The 20,857-nt window shown below is 72.6% G+C and carries 19 protein-coding genes and 1 pseudogene; 15 read left to right on the top strand and 5 right to left on the bottom strand.

Features of this window, described 5'->3' with window-relative positions; translation table 11 throughout:
• The first annotated feature begins 17 nt into the window (after positions 1-17).
• Both AB0O36_RS09670 and AB0O36_RS09665 read left to right on the top strand, forming a co-directional pair.
• Positions 18-623, top strand: a complete 606-nt coding sequence (locus AB0O36_RS09670) for an ATP-binding protein (RefSeq protein ID WP_365106554.1) — start codon at positions 18-20, stop codon at positions 621-623.
• 170 nt (positions 624-793) lie between these two features.
• Positions 794-1,771, top strand: coding sequence for a DUF5926 family protein (locus AB0O36_RS09665; RefSeq protein ID WP_365106551.1), 978 nt, complete (start codon positions 794-796; stop codon positions 1,769-1,771).
• Between the two features lie 181 nt (positions 1,772-1,952).
• Here the strand turns inward: AB0O36_RS09665 and AB0O36_RS09660 are convergent.
• A pseudogene (locus AB0O36_RS09660) lies at positions 1,953-2,291 on the bottom strand (hypothetical protein); the annotation flags it as partial.
• A gap of 591 nt (positions 2,292-2,882) precedes the next feature.
• Complete coding sequence (locus tag AB0O36_RS09655; RefSeq protein ID WP_365106548.1) at positions 2,883-3,593, bottom strand: bifunctional DNA primase/polymerase; 711 nt, start codon at positions 3,591-3,593, stop codon at positions 2,883-2,885.
• A gap of 376 nt (positions 3,594-3,969) precedes the next feature.
• Between AB0O36_RS09655 and AB0O36_RS09650 the strand changes: the two genes are divergently transcribed.
• Positions 3,970-5,505, top strand: coding sequence for a PP2C family protein-serine/threonine phosphatase (locus AB0O36_RS09650; protein WP_365106545.1), 1,536 nt, complete (start codon positions 3,970-3,972; stop codon positions 5,503-5,505).
• A 164-nt stretch (positions 5,506-5,669) separates the two neighbouring features.
• The gene (locus AB0O36_RS09645; protein ID WP_365106542.1) at positions 5,670-7,133 is read left to right on the top strand and encodes an aminopeptidase P family protein; all 1,464 of its coding nucleotides are present in this window, start codon (positions 5,670-5,672) and stop codon (positions 7,131-7,133) included.
• Between the two features lie 159 nt (positions 7,134-7,292).
• On the opposite strand, the gene AB0O36_RS09640 is transcribed toward AB0O36_RS09645, so the two are convergent.
• The gene (locus tag AB0O36_RS09640; RefSeq protein ID WP_365106540.1) at positions 7,293-7,760 is read right to left on the bottom strand and encodes an ATP-binding protein; all 468 of its coding nucleotides are present in this window, start codon (positions 7,758-7,760) and stop codon (positions 7,293-7,295) included.
• Positions 7,761-7,906: 146 nt separating this feature from the next.
• On the opposite strand from AB0O36_RS09640, the gene AB0O36_RS09635 reads away from it, so the two are divergent.
• The 9 genes from AB0O36_RS09635 (at position 7,907) to AB0O36_RS09595 (ending at position 17,664) form a co-directional block, all read left to right on the top strand.
• Positions 7,907-8,761 (top strand): hypothetical protein, encoded by an 855-nt coding sequence (locus tag AB0O36_RS09635; protein WP_365106538.1) that lies wholly within the window; start codon positions 7,907-7,909, stop codon positions 8,759-8,761.
• A 118-nt stretch (positions 8,762-8,879) separates the two neighbouring features.
• Complete coding sequence (locus tag AB0O36_RS09630) at positions 8,880-9,617, top strand: YcnI family protein (RefSeq protein WP_365106535.1); 738 nt, start codon at positions 8,880-8,882, stop codon at positions 9,615-9,617.
• 52 nt (positions 9,618-9,669) lie between these two features.
• Positions 9,670-10,320, top strand: coding sequence for an SCO family protein (locus AB0O36_RS09625; RefSeq protein ID WP_365106532.1), 651 nt, complete (start codon positions 9,670-9,672; stop codon positions 10,318-10,320).
• On the top strand, positions 10,317-10,805 hold the full coding sequence (locus AB0O36_RS09620) for a copper chaperone PCu(A)C (RefSeq protein WP_365106529.1): 489 nt from the start codon (positions 10,317-10,319) through the stop codon (positions 10,803-10,805). The genes AB0O36_RS09625 and AB0O36_RS09620 overlap by 4 nt, the downstream gene beginning before the upstream one ends.
• Before the next feature lie 23 nt (positions 10,806-10,828).
• On the top strand, positions 10,829-12,793 hold the full coding sequence (locus AB0O36_RS09615; protein WP_365106526.1) for a copper resistance protein CopC: 1,965 nt from the start codon (positions 10,829-10,831) through the stop codon (positions 12,791-12,793).
• A 5-nt stretch (positions 12,794-12,798) separates the two neighbouring features.
• Complete coding sequence (gene efeB / locus AB0O36_RS09610; protein WP_365106523.1) at positions 12,799-14,079, top strand: iron uptake transporter deferrochelatase/peroxidase subunit; 1,281 nt, start codon at positions 12,799-12,801, stop codon at positions 14,077-14,079.
• A 42-nt stretch (positions 14,080-14,121) separates the two neighbouring features.
• Positions 14,122-15,057 carry a prephenate dehydratase gene (gene pheA / locus AB0O36_RS09605; RefSeq protein ID WP_365106520.1) on the top strand — a complete coding sequence of 312 codons (936 nt, stop codon included), beginning with the start codon at positions 14,122-14,124 and terminating at the stop codon, positions 15,055-15,057.
• A gap of 526 nt (positions 15,058-15,583) precedes the next feature.
• The gene (serS, locus tag AB0O36_RS09600) at positions 15,584-16,861 is read left to right on the top strand and encodes a serine--tRNA ligase (protein ID WP_365106517.1); all 1,278 of its coding nucleotides are present in this window, start codon (positions 15,584-15,586) and stop codon (positions 16,859-16,861) included.
• Entirely contained in the window at positions 16,858-17,664 is an 807-nt protein-coding gene (locus AB0O36_RS09595) for an HAD family hydrolase (RefSeq protein WP_365106515.1), read from the top strand. The genes serS and AB0O36_RS09595 overlap by 4 nt, the downstream gene beginning before the upstream one ends.
• Positions 17,665-17,800: 136 nt before the next feature.
• Here the strand turns inward: AB0O36_RS09595 and AB0O36_RS09590 are convergent, their stop codons facing one another.
• Complete coding sequence (locus tag AB0O36_RS09590) at positions 17,801-18,376, bottom strand: hypothetical protein (RefSeq protein WP_365106512.1); 576 nt, start codon at positions 18,374-18,376, stop codon at positions 17,801-17,803.
• Between the two features lie 153 nt (positions 18,377-18,529).
• On the opposite strand from AB0O36_RS09590, the gene AB0O36_RS09585 reads away from it, so the two are divergent.
• On the top strand, positions 18,530-19,516 hold the full coding sequence (locus tag AB0O36_RS09585; protein ID WP_365106509.1) for a histidine kinase: 987 nt from the start codon (positions 18,530-18,532) through the stop codon (positions 19,514-19,516).
• Between the two features lie 10 nt (positions 19,517-19,526).
• Entirely contained in the window at positions 19,527-20,177 is a 651-nt protein-coding gene (locus AB0O36_RS09580) for a response regulator transcription factor (protein WP_365106506.1), read from the top strand.
• 22 nt (positions 20,178-20,199) lie between these two features.
• Here AB0O36_RS09580 and AB0O36_RS09575 read toward each other — a convergent pair whose 3' ends face one another.
• Positions 20,200-20,835 carry a rhomboid-like protein gene (locus tag AB0O36_RS09575; RefSeq protein ID WP_365106504.1) on the bottom strand — a complete coding sequence of 212 codons (636 nt, stop codon included), beginning with the start codon at positions 20,833-20,835 and terminating at the stop codon, positions 20,200-20,202.
• Positions 20,836-20,857 lie beyond the last annotated feature (22 nt).

Below are 20,857 nucleotides of genomic sequence, written 5' to 3'. Positions count from 1 at the left end.
GTTTCGGTTGGTCATGAATGCGTCAGAGGGCGCCGGGCCGGCGGTTTCCGGTCCAGGCCATTGGGGCATCCAGACCATGGCGTGGGGCTAAGGAGGTTCCGGGGGTGGCGTTGGTGGTGGCACAGGAGGTGCCCACGTCGTCGTGCATGGCCGTACCCCATGGTCCTGCGGGCGTGGGCGAGGCGAGGCACCGGATGCGCGAGCAGTTGCGCATCAGCGGGGTGTCCGAATCGGTCGTGGACGACGCCGTGCTGATCCTTTCCGAGCTGCTCAGCAATGCCTGCCGGCACGGCAGGCCACTGGGCACCCGGGAGATCGGGGACGGAGACATACGCGCCGCGTGGCGCGTCGACGGAGCGGGGCGGCTGACGGTCGAGGTCACGGACGGGGGCGGTCCCACCCGCCCGGTTCCGGCCACGCCTTCGGTCACCGCGCGCGGCGGCCGGGGGCTGAACATCATCAGCGCCCTCGCCATGGACTGGGGTGTCCGCGACGGAGCCGCGGGCGAGGTCACCGTATGGGTGATCGTCGCCGCCGGGCCCCGTCACGACGATTTCGCTACGCGCGTTGCGCCGCCGGCGATCGACTTCACGGCACCCTTCGACGATCTGGACCTCGCCTGAGAACCGGTCAGGTGAGATCCGGTCAGGGCGCCATATCGGGCCTGCGGAGCGGCCGTTCCGGGAGTGCACGCCGACCGTGCTTCCGGCAGGGCCTCCGGTTCGGCGGTGCGGGCGGTTCGAGCGGCTAGGCTCGCGCCGTCACGTACCGCCGCACCCGGGAGACACCGACCATGGCCAAGAAGCGCCCCGCAGCGAAGACCGCTGCCACGTCGCAGCTCAAGGACGGGGAGATCCCCGTGGTGGGTGCCCGCGAGCCCTGCCCCTGCGGTTCCGGGCGCCGCTACAAGGCCTGCCACGGCCGGGCCGCCGCGCACTCCGGCACCGAGCTGGTGCAGCGCCCGTTCGCCGGACTGCCCGGCGAGTGCGACTGGGTGGCGCTGCGCGAGCTGGTACCCGCGGCCACGGTGCCGCTCACCCTCAAGGGCGGGCTGCCCGAGGGGGTCCCCTCGGTCACCCTGGCGACCGTACTGCCGATGGCCTGGCCGGCGCTGCGCCGGGAGGACGGCTCGGTCCTGCTCGGCCTGCAGAACGAGAGCTCCACCGGAGACCTCGCCCGCGACATGGCCGACACCCTGGAGCGCGCCCTGGCCACCGAGCCGGGCAACCCGGTCCCGGCCCGCAAGGTGCCCGCCGAGGGCCCGCGGCTCCAGGATCTGCTGGACCCCGACGGCGTTTTCGAGCCGGAAGTGCACACCGGGTTCGAATTCTGGATTCCGGATGCGGAGAGCGCCCAGAACGCCTCCCCGGAGGTGGCCGCCTCGCTGGAACGCGCCAACGCGGCCGCCATCCCGACGGTCAAGCTGACCGGCGTCGACGCGGCCTACTGGTGCGAGACCCCGGACAAGAACCACCTGCGCTGGGTCATGCCGCACCCGGAGGAGAAGCTGCTCGACGCGCTGGCCCGGCTGCACGCCGCCGGCGAGTCCTCGCTGGGCGAAGGCACCCGTCTGGTCGGCTCGTTCCGTGCGCACGGCCTGATGGTGCCGGTCTGGGACCTGCCCACCGGGGTCTCGGCCAAGGACGTCGAGAAGCCGGCGGCGGCGCTCGCCGAGCGGCTGGCGAAGGCCCTGGCCGACGACGCCCCGCTGACCGCGGAGGAGCGCCGGGCGCGCGGCGGTCTCACCAACCGTCAGGTCACGCTGAGTTGACGGACGACCACTCGCAGGACCGGTGACTGGGGTCACAACTCCCGCTAATCGTCTGCAAATCGGTGTCTGAATATCAGAGATCGAATTTGCGAACAGGCGATCTCTTGTTACCGTTCTTGTAGCCCGGTCGCTGGTGCATCCCCCGTCGCCAGCGACCGGGCCCTTGTTTTTCTTGCGGGTTTCAACTTTCTTCCGGTGCCGGGGAGTTGCTCCCGGAGCGCAGGAGCAGCTTCCCTTCATCATCCGGAACTGCAAATTCCGCCACCGCCGCGTACGCGTCGGGGAGCCCCGCCGACCGGTCACGCGGTGTTTCGCACAGGCCGGGCTCGTCCCCGGCCTCCACGCCGCAGTGGATCCGTACGGTCCGTCCGGCCGGTCCCATCAGCGTGAGGACGGCGTCCAGGGCACGGCCGCTGGTGTTGCGGTAGTAGCTGCGCGCCCAGGTGTTCCCCTCGGACGACAGGACGCAGGTCTGCGCCTCCAGCCCGTCGGGGGAGGTGAGTTCGGGACCGCAGCGGGAGACCATGGAGGGCTGGACGGCCTGCCCGGGGCGATCGACCGACGGAACGCCCGCCGCCGGAGACCCTGACCGGCCGGCCGCCCCGGACCCGGACGACGACCCCCACCCGGACCCCGCCGGAGAACCTGACGAGGACCCGGGCGGGGTCCCGGGCCGGGATCCGTCCCGGCCACCGGACGGATCCGGCCGCCCGGCGGTGCTCCCGGCCGTGTCGGCCCCGCCGGCCGCCGCGGACCCGGCCCGACCGCCCGCGGCACCTCCCGGATCTCCCGGGCCTCCCGGCCGACCCGTACCGGCGCTGCCCGTACCGCCGCCCGCACCCGTACGCTCGCCGCCGCCATCGGCCGTACGCCCACCCGGAGAACCCTCCGACCGGCCGGAATCGTCCGCCAGTCCGAAGGTGGTGAGCAGTCCGCCGCTCTTTCCGTCGCCCTGACCGCGGAAGTCCGGTCCCGCAATCGCGCCCGCGAGCGGCAGCGACAAGACGATCAGTACACCGGCACCGATTGCGATCAGGCGGAGATTCATTCGGCGAAGATAGCGGCGCGGGAAAGGGCTACGGAGATGCCCGCGCCCAATTCCCTTGGAAACTCACGCCGGTGGCACCCGTTCGAGGGATGCGGCTTCCACCAGCGCGTCCACGACCTGTGCCACGTCCGGCAGCCAGGGCCGCCCGCCTCCCGGCAGCGGCGCCCGCTCCCAGCGCACCCGCCCGCCGGCTCCCACCCCGGACGGCGGCAGCAGCAGATAGCCGCCCTCGCCGTGGAACCGCAGCGAGGAGGGCACCCGGTCCTGGGCGTAGAGCAGTTCGCCCAGCCGTTCCAGGGAGTAGGGCGCGACCAGCAGCGACCAGCGGGAGGGCGTCGCCACCACCGGGCCCGGCCGCAGCCGCAGCGCATCCAGCCGGGCCAGCGCCAGGGCACCCGCACCGGCGGGCAGGCTGACCGCGCAGGGCCCGCGTCCGCCGGTGGCCAGGACGACCGGCGCGCCCGGCCGGTTGGTCCACCACCAGCGCACCATGCGGGCGTCGGTGGTGGCGGCGAGCAGGCCGGGGTCGAAGGGGTGCGCCCCCGGTACCGAACAGTCCGGGTCGGGGCAGGCGCACCGCCGCTCGTCGGTGCCCGAGCGGCCCACACCGGGCAGCACCGGCCACTGCCAGTCGGTGGCGCAGCGCAGCGCCGCGTCGAGCGGGTCGGGGGATTCGCTCCCGTCGCCGCCGCGGGGGCGGGAGCCGGCACGGAAACGCACGGACTGCAAGGAACTGCGGAGCCGCTGGAGACGCCTTCCGAGGATCTCGCGCATGAGCGCTCGTTCCTTTCCGTTGAACGCCGAGGGCCACATCACACCATGCATGCGGTGTTTCACCACACGTACACGTTTCGCGTCACTGTCCGCTTGGAGCAAGTTCACACGGTTCGTGCAGTTTTCTTACGGGTCCATGAAACGTCCGGCGGGGGCGGAACGCACCCTCACCGGAGCGGGCCCGGCTCCCGGCCGACGCTCCCGCCGACTCGCCGCCAACCCGATCCGGCCACCACGGACTACGTACCCGGAGTCACTTCCACGCCCGTCCAGTCGACCTCAAAAAGGGCGCCGGTCCGGCCATTTCCGGCCAAGTTCAAGCCTTGGCCGGACGTCGAGTTGTCGCCCCACAGACACCAGGATTCCCAGCTTGACAATGCTGGACATCGATCCACCTGGGCGTGTAGATGTGGACCCATTGATGGCGGCGCAGATTGATCTGGGGGTTTGCAATGCCTTATGGCGAATCGCACCAGGTGGAAAGGCGGACGCCATGAGCGCCTCGCATCTGCCGAAAGTGGCCGGAATCGATCCGGCAGTTGCGGCCTCCCCTCACACTGCGGCCCCCGCGTCCGCCCGTACGGCCCCCACCGCGCCCCCGCGGCCCCCGGCGAGCTCGGTCATCCAGGACCGGCTGGCCGGCATGGTCTCCGACCTCACCACCCTCCACGAGCTCACCGAGCGCCTCGCGGGCACCGCCGGTCTCGACGACGCGCTCCGGGAACTCCTGCGCGCCGGAGCCTCGCTGGTCGGCGCCCGCCGCGGCCTGGTGGTCCTGGAACCCGCCGACGGACTGGGCCCGGTCCACACCATCGGCCTCGGCCTCGGCCACGCCGAGCTCGGGCACATCGAGACCGTGCCGCGCAGCGCCACCTCCTACGGCCGCATCCTCGACGGCCTCCCGGACGCCCGGGGCGGCTCCGAGGTGCTCCCCGAGCCCGACGGCGCACCCGGACCGGGATCCGGCGGCTACCCGGCCCCCGTCGATCCGCGCCACCGCGAGGTCGCCGCGCGCCTCGGCTACGCCGCCAGCTACGCGCTGCCGCTGGCGGCCGGGTCCACGGGCCGGCTGGGCGCGGCGGTCTGGCTCTACGACGAAGCGGCCGAGCCGGGCGACCGGCAGCGCGACCTGGTCGGCCTCTACGTCCGGCACGCCGCCGAGCACCTGGCCCGCGTACTGGAGGTCGAGCGGATCCGCACCCGTCTCGCCACCATCTCCGAGGAACTGCTGCCCAGCCGGCTGCCCCGGCTCCCCGGCGTACAGCTGGCCGCCCGGCACCGCACCGGCCCGGCCGGCGGCGGCGACTGGTACGACGCCCTGCCGCTGCCCGAGGGAGCCCTGGGCCTGGCCGTCGGCTCCGTCACCGGCTCCGGCCCGAGTGCCGTCGCCGCGATGGGCCGGCTCCGGGCGTCCCTGCGCGCGTACGCCGTGATGGAGGGCGAGGATCCGGTCGCCGTCCTGTCCGACCTGGAGCTGCTGCTCCGGCTCACCGAGCCGGCCCGCGCCGCGACGGCGCTGTTCGCGTACTGCGAGCCCGCCCGGCGGAAGATCGTCCTGGCCGGGGCCGGGCACGCCCCGCCGCTGCTGACCGGGGAGCGCCGCACCGAGTACGTGGAGACCTCGCTCTCCGCCCCGCTGGGGATGCTCGCCTGCTGGGAGGCGCCGAGCGTGGAGATCGAGCCCGCAGCCGGAGAAACGGTGCTTCTCTACACCGACGGGCTGCTCCGGCGGACCGGCGACCCGATGGACCGGGCCTACGCGCGGCTGCACGCGGCGGCCGCGAACGCGCCGAGGGCACTCCGCGAGGACCCGGACGCCCTCTGCGAGCACGTGCTGCGGACGGTGCTGCCGGAGGACGTCCCGGCCGCCGACGACGAGGACGTCGTCCTGCTGGCCGCACGCTTCGAGTGAGCCGGGCGGCGACCGGGGGGCCGGGTGACGGACCCATCGAGTGCCCGATTTGGTAGCGATTGACTGATTCATCACAGCCCGGTCGGCTGCTTGCCCCTCGCACATACGATGGAAGAGGTTCCTACCCGGTCCCTTCACGTAGCGGTCGTAGCTGAGGAGAAGACGTGGCTGACGAGCTCACCCCGGAGACCCCGGAAGAAGAGCAGCCCAAGAAGACGCACAAGCAGCGCAAGAACGGCCTCTACCCGGGCGTCAGCGACGAACTCGCGGCAAGCATGCGCTCCGGCTGGGCCGACACCGAGCTCCACGGCCTCGCCCCCATCGCGCAGGCCGGGCAGACCGCCGCCCGCCGCGCCGCGCTGTCCGCCCGCTTCCCCGGCGAGCGCCTGGTCATCCCGGCCGGCCGGCTGAAGACCCGGTCGAACGACACCGAGTACCCCTTCCGCGCCTCGACCGAGTACGCGTACCTCACCGGCGACCAGACCGAGAACGGTGTCCTGGTGCTGGAGCCCACCACCGGGGGCCACACCTCGACGGTCTACCTCCTGCCCCGCTCCGACCGCGAGAACGGCGAGTTCTGGCTGTCCGGCCAGGGCGAGCTGTGGGTCGGCCGCCGCCACTCGCTGGCCGAGGCCGAGCAGCTCCTCGGCATCCCGGCCAAGGACGTCCGCAAGCTCCCCGAGGAGCTCTCCGAGGCCACCGGCCCGGTCCGCAACGTCCGCGGCCACGACTCCGTCATCGAGACCGCCCTGACCGACAAGGTCACCAAGGAGCTCGACGACGAGCTGCGCGTCTACCTCTCCGAGGCACGCGCCGTGAAGGACGAGTTCGAGGTCGGCGAGCTGCAGAAGGCCGTGGACTCCACCGTCCGCGGCTTCGAGGACGTCGTGAAGGTGCTCGACAAGGCGCAGGCGACCTCGGAGCGCTACATCGAGGGCACCTTCTTCCTGCGCGCCCGCGTCGAGGGCAACGACGTCGGCTACGGCACCATCGCCGCCTCCGGCGAGCACGCCTGCACGCTGCACTGGGTCCGCAACGACGGCCCGGTCCGCTCCGGCGACCTGCTGCTGCTCGACGCCGGCGTGGAGACCCACACCCTCTACACCGCCGACGTGACCCGCACCCTGCCGGTCAACGGCCGGTTCACCGAGATCCAGCGCAAGATCTACGACGCGGTGTACGAGTCCCAGGAGGCGGGCATCGCGGCGGTCAGGCCCGGCGCCAAGTTCCGCGACTTCCACGACGCCTCGCAGCACGTCCTGGCCGAGAAGCTGGTCGAGTGGGGCCTGCTGGAGGGCCCGGTCGAGCGCGTCCTGGAGCTGGGCCTGCAGCGCCGCTGGACCCTCCACGGCACCGGCCACATGCTCGGCATGGACGTCCACGACTGCGCCGCCGCGCGCACCGAGGCGTACGTGGACGGCACGCTGGAGCCCGGGATGTGCCTCACGGTCGAGCCCGGCCTCTACTTCCAGGCCGACGACCTGACCGTGCCCGAGGAGTACCGGGGGATCGGCGTCCGGATCGAGGACGACATCCTCGTCACCGAGGACGGCAACCGGAACCTGTCGGCCGCGCTGCCGCGCCGGTCCGGCGAGGTCGAGTCCTGGATGGCCGGCCTGCAGGGCTGACCCGTCGGCGCCGTCGGGCGCCGGCCGGGGAACCGATGACCGCCGAGGGGCGGTGTCCGCACCGGGCACCGCCCCTCGGCGCGTCCCCGGTGCCAGCCCCGGCTCCGGCGTGCGTCCCCGGTGCCCGCCCCGGTCCGGCGTGCGCGTCCCCGTGCCCGGTCACGACAGGTGCAGCAGCGCTCCGTCGCGGAACTTCAGCATCTTGTCGAAGCTGACCACCGCGCCCCGGCCCGGCCGGTTCCGGAAGCGCACATGGTCGGCGAGCTCCTCGATCAGGCACAGGCCCCGCCCGCTCTCCCGGAACACCGCACCGGGCCAGGCCGGTCTGCGCGGCCCCACGGCATGCGGGGGGAAGCCCGGACCCGAGTCGGTCACCTCGATCCGGCACCGGTCACCGTCCAGATAGGCGGTGACCCGGTACGCGCCGCACTCCGCGGAGCGTCCGTCACCCCCGGTCCGGCCGCCGTGTTCCACCGCGTTCGCGCACGCCTCGCTCAGCGCCAGAGAGAGATCGAAGGAGATGTCCGGATCCACCCCCGCGGTCTCCATCGCCCCGAGCAGCAGCCGCCGTGCGAGCGGCACGCTCGCGGCCTCGCGCCTCAAGTGGAGAGACCACCAGATGCTCATACCCGTACCTATTGCCGCCACGGCCGCCCGGTAAGCCCCCGGCGTCCGGCAGAGCCCTCTTTCGGCCCAGACCCGAACGGCCCTCCAGATTCCTTCCAGACCTGCCATAGGGAACACCCGGAGCGCAGTGCAATGATGGCTCGGCCATGACTGCCCCTTCGACGGCACGCGCCGGAGCCTCGATCCGGCTCACCCGGGCCGCGGTGTTCACCGCGGTCTGCGTCGTGCTGTCCGCGTCCGGGCACGCCCTGGCCTCCTGCGCCACCATCCCCTGGTGGGCGATCGGCGCCGGATTCCTGCTGGTGTTCGCCCTCGCGGCGCCGCTCGCCGGACGCCGCCGCTCGCTGCCCGGCATCGCCGCCGCACTGGCCGGCGGACAGCTCGGGCTGCACGCCCTGTTCGGCCTCGGCCAGCACGACGCCGCGGCGGCCGTCTCGGCCGCCGGGACCGGTGCCGGGCCGATGGGGGCACCCTCCGACACCTCCCTGGCGGCTCTCGCCGCCAAGCTGGTGTGCGGCGGAAACTCCGTCCCGCTCCGGCCTGCCGAGGCCCGGCAGCTGCTCGAAGCGGCCGGAATCGACCCCGACGCCCAGGCCGCGCTCGCCGGGCAGACGGCGCACGCCGCACATGCCGCCCACGCCCATGCGGCACCGGCCGTGCACGCGGCGGCCGAACCGGCGACCGCCCTGTTCAGCCTGCCCATGCTGCTCGGCCACCTGCTGGCCGCGCTGGTGGCGGGCTGGCTGCTGGGGCGGGGCGACGCCGCGCTGTTCCGGCTGGTCGAGCTGTCCCGGCGGTCCGCCGAAGCCGGTCCGGTACGGGCGCTGCGCGCCGCGCTGGGCCTCGTACGGGCGCTCGGCGGCGGGCTCTGCGGCACGGACCCGGCGCCCCGGCGGACCCGGCGCGCGACCCCCGACCGGGTGCCGTGCCCGGGCCGGGAGGCACTCCAGCACACGGTGATCAGGCGCGGGCCGCCGGCGGCGTACGCCCTCGCTGCCTGACGCGGCACCCTCCTGGCCCCCACTCACCACCGAGCGCGGGGAAGCAGTGGCTGCCGCGTACTCCGCGCGCGCCCGCGCCCGGAGCCACCGTCACCACCGCATCCGTGGAGTCTCTGCCATGAACATCGCTCGCGCCTGCTCCCGCACCGCCTTCGCCGCCGCGCTCACCGCCGGCTCCTTCCTCGTCCTCTCCGGGACCGCCTTCGCGCACGTCGGCGTGCAGCCGGCCGGGGAGGCCGCCCAGGGCGGCTACGCCACCATCAACTTCAAGGTGCCGAACGAGCGCGACAACGCCTCGACCAACAAGCTGGAGGTCAGCTTCCCGGCCGACCACCCGCTGTCCTCCGCCATGCCGCAGGACGTCCCGGGCTGGACGGTGACCGTCGAGAAGGCCAAGCTCGACAAGCCGCTCACGGTGCACGGGAAGCAGATCACCGAGGCCGTCAGCAAGATCACCTGGTCCGGCGGCAAGATCGAGCCGGGCAAGTTCCAGCAGTTCCCGGTCTCCGTCGGCAAGCTCCCGGAGGACTCCGACACGCTCGTCTTCAAGGCCATCCAGACCTACGACAACAACGAGGTCGTGCGCTGGATCGAGGAGCCGAAGGAAGGCGCCGCGGAGCCGCAGAACCCGGCCCCGGTGCTCAAGCTGACCCCGGCCTCGGGAGACGGCCACGACGGTGGCGCCGCCAAGTCCGACGCGAAGTCCGGCGCCAAGTCCGGCGAGCAGGACGCGCACGACGAGGCCGCCCCGTCGGGCTCCGACACCACCGCGCGGGCCCTGGGCATCGCGGGCATCGTCGTCGGCCTGGGCGGGGTCGCGTTCGGCGTCGCCTCCCGGCGCCGCACCTCCTCCTGACCCCCGGTCCGTCCGGAATTCCGACATCCCCGATCAGAGGGACACCTCTTTCATGCGCACCACACGTGTGACGGCTGCCGCCCTGGCGGTGGCGGCCGCACTCACCCTGTCCGCCTGCGGTGACGGCGGATCGAAGGCATCGTCCGTCGCCGACGTCAACGCACCGGCCAAGACCAAGGCGGCCACGGTCCTCGACCGGCCCTTCCAGAAGCCGGACCTGGTCCTCACCGACACCACCGGCAAGCCCTGGAGCCTGCGCGAGCAGACCAAGGGCAAGCCGACGCTCATCTACTTCGGGTACACCAACTGCCCGGACGTCTGCCCGCTGACCATGAGCAACATCGCGGTCGCCAGGAAGGCCCTGCCCAAGGCCGACCAGGAGAACCTGCGGGTCGTCTTCGTCACCACCGACCCGGAGCGGGACACCCCCGAATCCCTCGGCACGTGGCTCAAGGCCCAGGACCCGTCCTTCGTCGGCCTCACCGGCGACTTCAAGACCATCCAGGCCGGCGCCTTCAAGCTGGGCATCGGCATCGACCCGGCGAAGAAGGAAGCCGACGGCAGCATCGTCTCCATGCACGGCGCACAGGTCATCGCCTTCTCCCCCAAGTCCGACGAGGGCTACGTCCTCTACGGGGAGAACGCGACCGTCGACGACTACACCAAGGACCTGCCGAAGATCATCAAGGGAGAGAACCCGTGAACGCCCGCACCACCCGCACCCTCGCCGCCGCCCTCTCCCTGACGGCCGCCCTCGCCATATCCGGCTGCTCCTCCGACTCGGGCTCGGACGGCGAGAAGTCCGGGAAGCCCGAGATGAAGGTCAGCGGCGCCTTCATGCCCGAACCCGTCAACGACCAGATGGCCGGCGGGTTCATGGTCATCGAGAACGCCTCCGGGACGGCGGACAAGCTCACCGGCGTCACCAGCCCGCTCTCCGGCGACGTCCAGGTCCACGAGACCAAGAACCAGAAGATGCAGCAGGTCCAGACGATGGACGTGCCCGCGAAGGGCGAGCTGAAGCTGGAACGCGGCGGGAACCACGTGATGTTCATGGGCCTGAAGAACAAGCCGAAGGTCGGCGACAAGGTCGCCGTCGAGCTCCGGTTCGAGAAGGCCGACCCGGTGAAGGTCGAACTCGAAGTGAAGGAACGGACGTACAACCCGCAGAACGACGCCTCCCACTGACGGACCCTAGGGACTGACACGCCATGACGGCCACCGCCCCCTCCCCGGCCCGCACGTACGCCCCGGCGCTCCTGCCGCGGCTGGTGCTGGTCCTCGCAGCCCTGCTGGCAGCGCTGTTCACCGCGGCCGCCCCGGCCACGGCACACGCCGCACTCACCGCGAGCGACCCCGGGGACGGGTCGGTGGTCGCCACGGCCCCGAACCAGGTTTCCCTCTCCTTCTCGGAGCAGGTCGCCATGGGCGACGACTCCATCCGCGTCATGGACCCCCAGGGCAGGCGCGTCGACACCGGTGAACTCCGCGACATGTGCAGCGGATCCGTCGTCCGGTACGGCATCGGCCTGCACAGCGGGCTCCCCAACGGCACCTACACCGTGGCCTGGCAGGCGGTCTCCGCCGACAGCCATCCGATCTCCGGCGCCTTCACCTTCTCCGTGGGCGCCCCGTCCGCGACCAACGTCACCCTGCCCACCCGGCAGGCGGGCGGCGGACCGGTCGGCACCGTCTACGACATCGCCCGGTACGTCGCCTACGCGGGCTTCACCGTGCTGGTGGGCTCCGCCGCCTTCATCCTGCTGTGCCGGCCGCGCGGGGCCGAGGAGCGGCCGCTGCAGAAGCTGGTCGTCCGCGGCTGGCTGGCCCTCACCGCGGCCACCCTCGCCCTGCTGGTGCTGCGCAACCCCTACACCGGCAGCGGGAAGTTCGCCGACGTCTTCGACCTCGCCGGACTCAAGGCCGTGCTGGACACGAAGACCGGCGCCTCCCTGGTCTCCCGGCTGCTCCTGCTGGGGGCGGCGGCCCTGTTCATCGCCGTGCTGTTCGGCAGCTACGCCCGCCGGCAGCGGGAGGAGCGCGCGGGTGAGGCGGCCGACCCGAAGGAGACCGGCGACCTGACCTTCGGGCTGGCCGCGGGCGGGACCGTCATCGCCGGCGGCATCGCCGCGACCTGGGCCCTGGCCGAACACGCCTCCACCGGCATCCAGCCGGGCATCGCCATGCCCGTGGACATCCTCCACCTGCTGGCCGTCGCCGTCTGGCTCGGCGGACTGACCGCCCTGCTGGTCAGCCTCCACACCGTGCCCGGCATCGAGCGCGCGGTGGTCCGGCGCTTCTCCCGGACCGCCTTCGTCAGCGTGCTCGTCCTCACCGCCACCGGGCTCTACCAGTCGTGGCGGCAGGTCGGCAGCTGGTCGGCGCTCACCGGTACCGAGTACGGGCGGATCCTGCTCGTCAAGATCGGCCTGGTCGTGGTGCTGACCGGGATCGCGTCCCTGTCCCGGAAGTGGACGGCCCGGCTCGCCGAGACCGGCGATGTGTCCCTGGGGGCAGGGGGAGAGACCGAGACTGCCGGTGTTTCACGTGAAACCGAGAAGGCGGGTGCTGTTTCACGTGAAACAGCACCCGCGGACCCGGCGCGCGCCGCCCAGCTCGCCCGGCAGCAGGCCGCCCGGGCCAAGGCCGACAAGCAGCGGCAGCGCGAAGCCGACCCCGAGCGGGCCGGGCTGCGCCGGTCCGTGCTCGCCGAGGCCGCAGTCGCCGTGGTGCTGCTCGCCGTCACCACCCTGCTCACCACCACCGAGCCCGGCCGCACGGCCGAGCAGGAGGCCGCCGGCCGCGGCGGCCCGGTGAGCACCGCCGTCCCGGACCGCCCGGTCAAGATCAGCCTGCCGTTCGACACGGGCGGCCCGAACGGCAAGGGCACCGCGCGCTTCGAGCTCGACCCGGGCCGGACCGGGGCCAACACCCTCCACCTCTGGGTCGACGGCGCCGACGGCCGGCCGCTGGACGTCCCCGAGGTCAAGGTGTCCTTCACCCTCCCGGCCAAGGACATCGGACCGCTGCCGGTCACCCCCGACCGCCTCGCCCCGGGACACTGGACCTCCCAGGGCCTCCAGCTCCCGCTCCCCGGCGAGTGGCGCATCGACGTGACCGTGCGCACCTCCGACATCGACCAGACGACCGTCCAGAAGAACGTCAAGATCGGCTGACCCGCGTGACCGAGAGCAACACCGACATCGAAATCTCCCGCAGGCGGCTGCTGGGCACCGTAGGCGCGGCCGGGGCCGCGGGCCTCGCCCTGGGCGGGACCGCCGGCGCCCTCGCCCACTCCGCGCTGGCCGACGGACCCGGCAGCGGCGGCGCGCCCGGCTCCCCCGGCACGCTGGCCTCGCTGGGCAGCGCCTCGGTCCCCTTCCACGGCGCCCGCCAGGCCGGCATCACCACCCCGATGCAGTCCAAGGGCCACCTCCTGGCCTTCGACCTGGCCCCCGGGGCGGGCCGCAAGGAGGCAGCCGCCCTGCTCCGCCGCTGGTCCGAGACCGCCCGCCAGCTGATGGCGGGCGAGCCCGCGCCGACCGGCGACACCGGTATCGCCCTGGACGCGGGGCCCTGCTCGCTGACCGTCACCTTCGGGTTCGGCCACTCCTTCTTCGACCGCACCGGACTCACGGACCGCAGGCCGGTCGCGCTGGACCCGCTGCCCGACTTCTCCGCGGACCGGCTCGACCCCCGCCGCGGCGGCGGCGACCTGTGGGTCCAGATCGGCGCGAACGACGGGCTCGTCGCCTTCCACGCGCTGCGTTCGCTGCAGAAGGACGCGGGCGATGCCGCCCGGGTCCGCTGGCAGATGAACGGCTTCAACCGGTCCCCCGGGGCCACCGGCAGCCCGATGACCGCCCGCAACCTGATGGGCCAGGTCGACGGCACCGGCAACCCGAAGCCGGCCGAGCCCGACTTCGACAAGCGGATCTTCGTGCCCGACGCCGGACCCGGCCCGGCCGGGCACGCCTGGATGGCCGGCGGCTCGTACGCCGTCGTACGCCGCATCCGGATGCTGCTCGACGAGTGGGAGAAGCGGCCCCTGGCAGAGCAGGAACTCGTCATCGGCCGCCGGAAGGCCGACGGCGCCCCGCTCACCGGCGGCAGCGAGACCACCGAGCCCGACCTGGACAAGAGGGGAACCGACGGGAAGCCCGTGATCCCGTCCAATGCGCACGCCCGGATCTCCGCTCCGGAACAGAACGGCGGGGCCGCGATGCTCCGTCGCCCGTTCTCGTACCACGACGGGATCGGCCCGGACGGCGCCCCGGACGCCGGTCTGCTCTTCATCTGCTGGCAGGCCGACCCGCTGCGGGGCTTCGTACCGGTGCAGCGCAAGCTCGACCGGGGCGACGCGCTGTCCGCGTTCCTGGTGCACGAGGCGAGCGGCCTGTACGCGGTGCCGGGCGGTCCGGGGCCCGGGGAGTACGTCGGACAGCGTCTGCTCGAAGGGTGAACGCCGCCCCGGCGGGCAGCCCCCCGGCATTAGGCTGATCGCATGTCGGCCACTCGATTCACCTATCTCGGACCCGAGGGCACCTTCACCGAAGCCGCCCTGCGCACCCTGCCGGAAGCCGCCACCCGGGAACTCGTGCCCATGGTGTCGGTTCCGGCCGCCCTGGACGCCGTACGGAACGGGGAGGCCGCGGCGGCGCTGGTACCGATCGAGAACTCGGTGGAGGGCGGGGTCACCGCGACCCTGGACGAGCTGGCCTCCGGCGAGCCGCTGATGATCTACCGCGAGGTGCTGCTGCCGATCGCATTCGCGCTGCTGGTGCGGCCCGGCACCAAGCTCTCGGACGTCAAGACGGTCACCGGGCACCCGGTGGCGCAGCCGCAGGTGCGGAACTGGCTGCGGGCCCACCTCCCGGATGCCGTGTGGGAGTCGGCCGCGTCCAACGCGGACGGCGCCCGGCTGGTGCAGGAGGGCCGGTACGACGCGGCCTTCGCGGGGGAGTTCGCCGCCGCCACCTACGGGCTGGAGGCGCTGGTCACCGAGATCCACGACGCGCAGAACGCCGAGACCCGCTTCGTGCTGGTCGGGCGGCCGGCCCGGCCGTCGGCCCCGACGGGCGCGGACAAGACCTCGGTGGTGCTGTGGATGCACGACGACCACCCGGGTGCGCTGCTGGAGCTCCTGCAGGAGTTCGCGGTCCGCGGGGTGAACCTGATGCTGATCCAGTCCAGGCCGACCGGCGAGGGCATCGGCAACTACTGCTTCGCGGTCGACGCGGAGGGGCACGTCTCCGACCGGCGGATGGGCGAGGCCCTGATGGGGCTCAAGCGGACCTGCCCGCAGATCCGCTTCCTGGGCTCCTACCCCCGGGCCGGCGTCGCGCAGAGTGACGTGGGTGAGGCCCGGCCGGGAACCGCCGATTCCGACTTCACCGCCGCCTCGGACTGGCTGACGCGCTGCCTCGACGGCCGTCCCTAGCCACCCGAGTTGTCCACCGGGTTGTCCACAGAGTTATCCACAGGCAGCTGGGGAGACCTGTGGACTAGTCGACACTTGAGGACGGCAAGGTCGACAAATCGGTCGGGGCGTCCAGGTTTCGCATGGGCGAGCGGAGGGTGAACGGCGTCACCGCCGTATCACGGATCAACTCTTTGGAGCGAGTCATTCCCACCCGAATGAGTGTGTGAGGGCGGTTTGAACCCCAAATCCCTTGCCGTCGGCCGCAGCCACCAAAGATCTCCATTCCTGTCCACAGACATGGCGCTCGGCCTGTGGACAAGATGTGGCTCTCCCTCATTCCTGTGGACAAGTCAGCTGCTCAGGCCGTCGACCCACCTCGGCGATGTGCCCCATTTCAGGGAATGGGCCCGCTTTTATTGACCTCTGCGGACTGCCCGGATCCAGCCACACGGCAACAGTTTTCCATTCTCCGCAATTAGGACATAGCGACACGCAGCGTGATATCGGTGTGATCCGAGGAAGCCCCGACCGGTAGCCTGGAGGGGTGATTGACCTTCGGCTGCTCCGTGAAGACCCTGACCGTGTCCGCGCCTCGCAGCGCGCCCGTGGAGAGGACGTCGGCCTCGTCGATTCCCTGCTCTCCGCCGACGAGCGCCGCCGGTCCGCGGGCGTGCGCTTCGACGAGCTGCGCAACGAGCAGAAGTCCCTGGGCAAGCTGATCCCCAAGGCCACTCCGGACGAGCGCGCCGAGCTGCTGAAGAAGGCCGAGCAGCTCAAGGCCGACGTGAAGGCCGCCGAGGCCGAGCAGAACGAGGCGGACGAGACCGCCCGCGCCCTGCTGCTGCAGCTCGGCAACATCGTCCACCCGGACGTGCCGGTCGGCGGCGAGGACGACTTCGCCGTCCTGGAGACCCACGGCACCGTCCGCGACTTCGCCGCCGAGGGCTTCGAGCCCAAGGACCACCTGGAGCTCGGCGAGGCCCTGGGCGCCATCGACGTCGAGCGCGGCGCCAAGGTCTCGGGCTCGCGCTTCTACTACCTCACCGGTGTGGGCGCCCTGCTGGAGCTGGCGCTGGTCAACGCGGCCATCGCACAGGCCACCGAGGCGGGCTTCACCCCGATGCTCACCCCGGCCCTGGTGCGCCCGCGCGCCATGGAGGGCACGGGCTTCCTCGGCCAGGCCGCGGAGAACGTGTACCACCTGGAGAAGGACGACTACTACCTGGTCGGCACCTCCGAGGTCCCGCTCGCCGCGTACCACATGGACGAGATCATCGAGGCCGACAAGCTGCCGCTGCGGTACGCCGGCTTCTCGCCGTGCTTCCGCCGCGAGGCCGGCACGTACGGCAAGGACACCCGCGGCATCTTCCGCGTCCACCAGTTCGACAAGGTCGAGATGTTCTCGTACGTCGCGCCGGAGGACGCCGAGGCCGAGCACCTGCGCCTGCTCGACTGGGAGAAGCAGTGGCTGAACTCCCTGGAGCTGCCGTTCCAGGTGATCGACGTCGCCACCGGTGACCTGGGCTCCTCCGCCTCCCGCAAGTTCGACTGCGAGGCGTGGATCCCCACCCAGGGCAAGTACCGCGAGCTGACCTCCGCCTCCAACTGCGACGGCTTCCAGGCCCGCCGCCTGTCCGTCCGGGTCCGCGACGGCAAGAAGATCCGGCCGCTGTCCACCCTGAACGGCACGCTGTGCGCCGTCCCGCGCACCATCGTGGCGATCCTGGAGAACCACCAGCAGGCCGACGGGTCCGTGCGGGTTCCCGCGGTGCTCCGTCCCTACCTGGGCGGCCGGGAACTGCTGGAGCCGATCACCAAGTGAGCTTCCCGTACCGCCTGATCGCGACGGACCTCGACGGCACGCTGCTGCGGGCCGACGAGTCGATCTCCGAGCGGACGCGCGAGGCGCTCGCCGCGGCCACCGCGGCGGGTGCCGCGCACATCGTGGTCACCGGTCGTGCCGTGCCCTGGACCCGTCACATCCTCGACGACCTCGGCTACCGGGGACTGGCGGTGTGCGGGCAGGGGGCGCAGGTCTACCACGCCGGTGAGCACCGGCTGCTCACCTCGCTGACGCTGGACCGGCAGCTCGCCGGGCTGGCGCTGGCCAAGATAGAGGCGGAGCTCGGTCCGGTGTTCCTGGCGGCGAGCCGGGACGGCCTCGACGGCGACGTGCTGGTCGGGCCGGGATACCGGGTGCAGGAGGGGCCGCTGCCCTACGTGTTCCTGGAGGACACGGCGGAGCTGTGGGCGGCGCCGCTCACCAAGCTCTACGTCCAGCACCCCGGACTGGACGACGACACCCTGGCCGAGAAGGCGAGGGAGGTCGTCGGGGCACTGGTCGACGTGGTCGTGGCCGGTCCGAACATAGTGGAGATCCTGCCGCTGGGACTGAGCAAGGCCACCGGGCTCTCGCTGGCGGCCCGCCGGCTGGGCGTGAAGAAGACCGAGACCATCGCCTTCGGGGACATGCCCAACGACATCCCCATGTTCGGCTGGGCCTCGCACGGTGTGGCCATGGCCAACGCCCACCGTGATCTGAAGGCCGTCGCCGACGAGGTGACGACCTCCAACGAGGAGGACGGCATCGCGGTGGTGCTGGAGCGCCTGCTGGGCGCCGCGTAAGGAGAACTCGGGGAAGGTCCGGGCCGGCCCGCGCCGCAAGGCGCGCTCGAAGTGGCTGACCCGGACCTTCTTTGTTGCTCCCCGCGAGATCCACTGTGCCCCTGCGGGTGCCCGCGTTCCAGCGAATTTCCGCGCCTCAGCCGTGGGCCCGGCGGCGCCGCCGGTAGGCGACGGTGAGGACGCCCAGCAGCGGGCCCCACAGCAGCAGGGGCGCGTAGGCCAGCGCGAACAGCCCACCGAAGAACCCGGTGGGCGCGTCCGGATTCGCGGCGTTGGTGTCGTTCCACACCCAGGCGCCCAGCAGCGTGATCCCGGTGACCGCGAGGGCGCCGAGCGCGGCAGGAACCAGCGCCACCACGGGAGGGATCCGGCGTCCGCCCAGGACGGGCAGCCATCGGGGCACCTGCTCGCCCCAGCGCTGGACCAGGCCGAGGGCGAGCAGGCCGGCGGCTTCCTGGAGGACGCAGACGAGGAGCAGTACCAGGGACGCCGGGCCCGGGTAGTGGGAGTGGTGCAGATCGCTGCCGGGGCCCCAGCCCATGGGGATGCCCAGCGCGATCAGCAACCGCCACACACAACTGGGCAGCACGGTCAGCGAAGTGAGCCGGGCGATCCGGTGGAGCCGGGCGGACACGCCCGGCACCAGGTCCGTGGCCCGCCCGGTGGTGGCGACGGGAGCGGTTGCGGTGGCAGTGGCGGCGGCGGCGGTCATCGGGCAAGTCCTCTTCATCGGGCACTGGTTGACGGCTTCCAGCCTCGTCCGGGCCCCGCGCGCGAACCATCCGCCGATGAGCGCGCCCGGGCCCGGGAAGATCTGCCGATCGGCAGATGGCCGGGCCCGGCCGCCGATCGTAGGGTCGGCCGGGTGATCTCGACTTCGCGCGCCGCGTGGGCGCTTTCGCTGGCCCTGGGGGCCGTCGCGCTGTCGGCCGCCTGCGCGCTCGGGGCGCCGCCCGCGTGGACCCTGCTGGGCGTGCTGGCGCTGCTCCCGCTCCAGGCGGTCACGGCCCGCCGGTCGCCACGGCCGTGGGCCGTGGCGGCCTGCATCCTGGGCGGTCTGGCGACGGCGTACTGGCCGGTGTCCCTGATGGACGACGCGGGGTGGACCGAGTCGGCCGGGGCCGCCCTGTTCTGGGCCCTGCCGGCGGCGGGTGCGGCCGGGGCGGGCGCGTACCTGCGGCGCCAGGAGGGGCGGGCCCGGCGGGCCGTACGGGAGGCCCGGCGCGAGCAGCAGCTCGAACTCGCCCGCGACCTCCACGACTTCGTCGCCCACGACGTGAGCGCGATCGTGGTCCAGGCACAGGCGGCACGGTTCGTGGCGGAGCGGGACCCGGCGCTGGCGCTGGCCACCCTGGAGCGGATCGAGGCGGCGGGGCTGAACGCCCTGGAGACGATGGACCGCACGGTGCACGCGCTGCGGGCGGCGGGCGGCGGCCCGACCGCGCCCGCCCCGGGGCTGGCCGAACTCCCCGCGCTGGTGGGGCGGTTCGAGGGCGGGACGCTGGAGGCGGATCCGGAGGCACTGGCCGGGCTGTCGCGGGAGGCCGACACCACCGCGTACCGGGTGGCGGTGGAGGCGCTGACCAACGTACGGCGGCACGCGCCCGGGGCTGCGGTGGTGACGGTCGGGCTGCGGCGGGACGGGGACGGAATCGAGCTGTCCGTGGCCAACTCCACGCCTCTCCGGGGAAGTCGGAGCCGGTGGGCGGGGCGCCGGGGCGGCGGGACCGGACTGGAGGGCCTCCGGGGGCGGGTGGAGGCGGCGCGGGGAACGCTGTCGGCGGGTCCGGTGGTGGACGGCGGGTGGCTGGTCCGGGCCGTTTTCCCGGCGGCGGGCGGACCCCAGGGGTGATCATGGCCGGGTGACGACGCGCATTCTGATAGCCGACGACCAGGCCGACATCCGCAGCGGTTTCCGGCTGATCCTCGATTCACAGCCGGACATGACGGTGGTGGGGGAGGCGGAGGACGGGGAGCGCGCGGTGGCGCTGGCCCGGGAGCTCCGGCCGGACGTGGTGCTGGCCGACATCCGGATGCCCGGGCTCGACGGGCTGGAGGTGACCCGGCTGCTGGCCCCGGACACCCGGGTGCTCGTGGTGACCACCTTCGACCACGACGAGTACGTGCACACGGCGCTGCGGAACGGGGCGTGCGGGTTCCTGCTGAAGCGGTCGGGGCCCGCCCTGCTGATCGAGGGCGTACGGGCCGCCGTGCAGGGGGACACGCTGATCAGCCCGCAGATCACGGTGCGGCTGCTGAGCTCGCTGACCGGGCGGCCCGGGGCCGGGGCGGCGCGGCCGGCCCCGGCCCACCCCCTGACCGAGCGCGAGCGGGAGATCGTACGGCTGGTGGCGCGCGGGCTGACGAACGCGGAGATCGGCGCGGAGCTGTTCATCAGCGCGGGCACGGCCAAGACGCACATCGCGAACGTGCAGGCGAAGCTGGGCGTCCGGAACCGGGTGGGGATCGCCTCATGGGCGTGGGAGCACGGGGTGGCGCGGGCGGAGGGGTGAAACAACGCGGTTGAGCACGCGGCTATGTTTCACGTGAAACGGGGTTGCGGGTGAGGGGCCAGGCAAGCAGGCCGACGGACAGGGCGATGGCGTGTCCCAGGTCGGTGAAGTTGGCGCCGGTGACCAGCGGGATGCCGAAGAAGGCCACGACACCGATCAGGTAGGGCCAACGCCAGGGGTGCGGGAGCCGGTAGGTGAGCACCCCGATGGACGCCGCGAGTCCGTAGCTGACGCCGATGTCGACCACATGGGCCATGCTGCGCGGGGCACGGTGGTGCGCGATGGCCGCCAGGACCAGCCGCTGGCTGATCAGAGTGGCGGTCACATGGGCGGTCGCGACGATCGCAAGCCAGCGGCCGGTCCCCAGCCAGCGCTCGACCGGCGCGTGGAAGAGCTCGAAGAGGACGGCGTACAGGGCGAGCGAGGCCGGGTCCTCGATCCAGAACGCACTGCCGATCAGCGCTCGGACGGGGTAGCGGACGAGTTGGTGGAGGTTGCTGCTGTTGCGGTGCAGCAGCACGTGGTCGATCCGGTCGGGGGCGATGACCACGACAAGGCTGGTGACGGCGATGACCAGCAGCCAGATGTGCGTACCGGGGGTGGAGCGGATCCAGGACCGGATCGGCCGGGAGGGCTCCGGCCCGGTGGGCGGCATCATGATCCGATCATGACGCGCGAAG

Origin of the sequence: Streptomyces sp. NPDC089799 (assembly GCF_040684755.1) — a bacterium.
Lineage (GTDB): Bacteria > Actinomycetota > Actinomycetes > Streptomycetales > Streptomycetaceae > Streptomyces.
This window is presented reverse-complemented; position numbering and strand designations above follow the sequence as displayed.

Excerpts from the sequence above, each read along its gene's own strand:
- AB0O36_RS09640 (WP_365106540.1), bottom strand. The coding sequence starts at position 7,760 with ATGAGCATCTGGTGGTCTCTCCACTTGAGGCGCGAGGCCGCGAGCGTG.
- AB0O36_RS09575 (WP_365106504.1), bottom strand. The coding sequence starts at position 20,835 with ATGATGCCGCCCACCGGGCCGGAGCCCTCCCGGCCGATCCGGTCCTGG.
- AB0O36_RS09655 (WP_365106548.1), bottom strand. The coding sequence starts at position 3,593 with ATGCGCGAGATCCTCGGAAGGCGTCTCCAGCGGCTCCGCAGTTCCTTG.
- AB0O36_RS09635 (WP_365106538.1), top strand. The coding sequence starts at position 7,907 with ATGACTGCCCCTTCGACGGCACGCGCCGGAGCCTCGATCCGGCTCACC.
- AB0O36_RS09590 (WP_365106512.1), bottom strand. The coding sequence starts at position 18,376 with ATGACCGCCGCCGCCGCCACTGCCACCGCAACCGCTCCCGTCGCCACC.
- pheA (WP_365106520.1), top strand. The coding sequence starts at position 14,122 with ATGTCGGCCACTCGATTCACCTATCTCGGACCCGAGGGCACCTTCACC.
- AB0O36_RS09670 (WP_365106554.1), top strand. The coding sequence starts at position 18 with ATGCGTCAGAGGGCGCCGGGCCGGCGGTTTCCGGTCCAGGCCATTGGG.
- AB0O36_RS09665 (WP_365106551.1), top strand. The coding sequence starts at position 794 with ATGGCCAAGAAGCGCCCCGCAGCGAAGACCGCTGCCACGTCGCAGCTC.
- AB0O36_RS09615 (WP_365106526.1), top strand. The coding sequence starts at position 10,829 with ATGACGGCCACCGCCCCCTCCCCGGCCCGCACGTACGCCCCGGCGCTC.
- AB0O36_RS09625 (WP_365106532.1), top strand. The coding sequence starts at position 9,670 with ATGCGCACCACACGTGTGACGGCTGCCGCCCTGGCGGTGGCGGCCGCA.
- AB0O36_RS09650 (WP_365106545.1), top strand. The coding sequence starts at position 3,970 with ATGCTGGACATCGATCCACCTGGGCGTGTAGATGTGGACCCATTGATG.
- AB0O36_RS09630 (WP_365106535.1), top strand. The coding sequence starts at position 8,880 with ATGAACATCGCTCGCGCCTGCTCCCGCACCGCCTTCGCCGCCGCGCTC.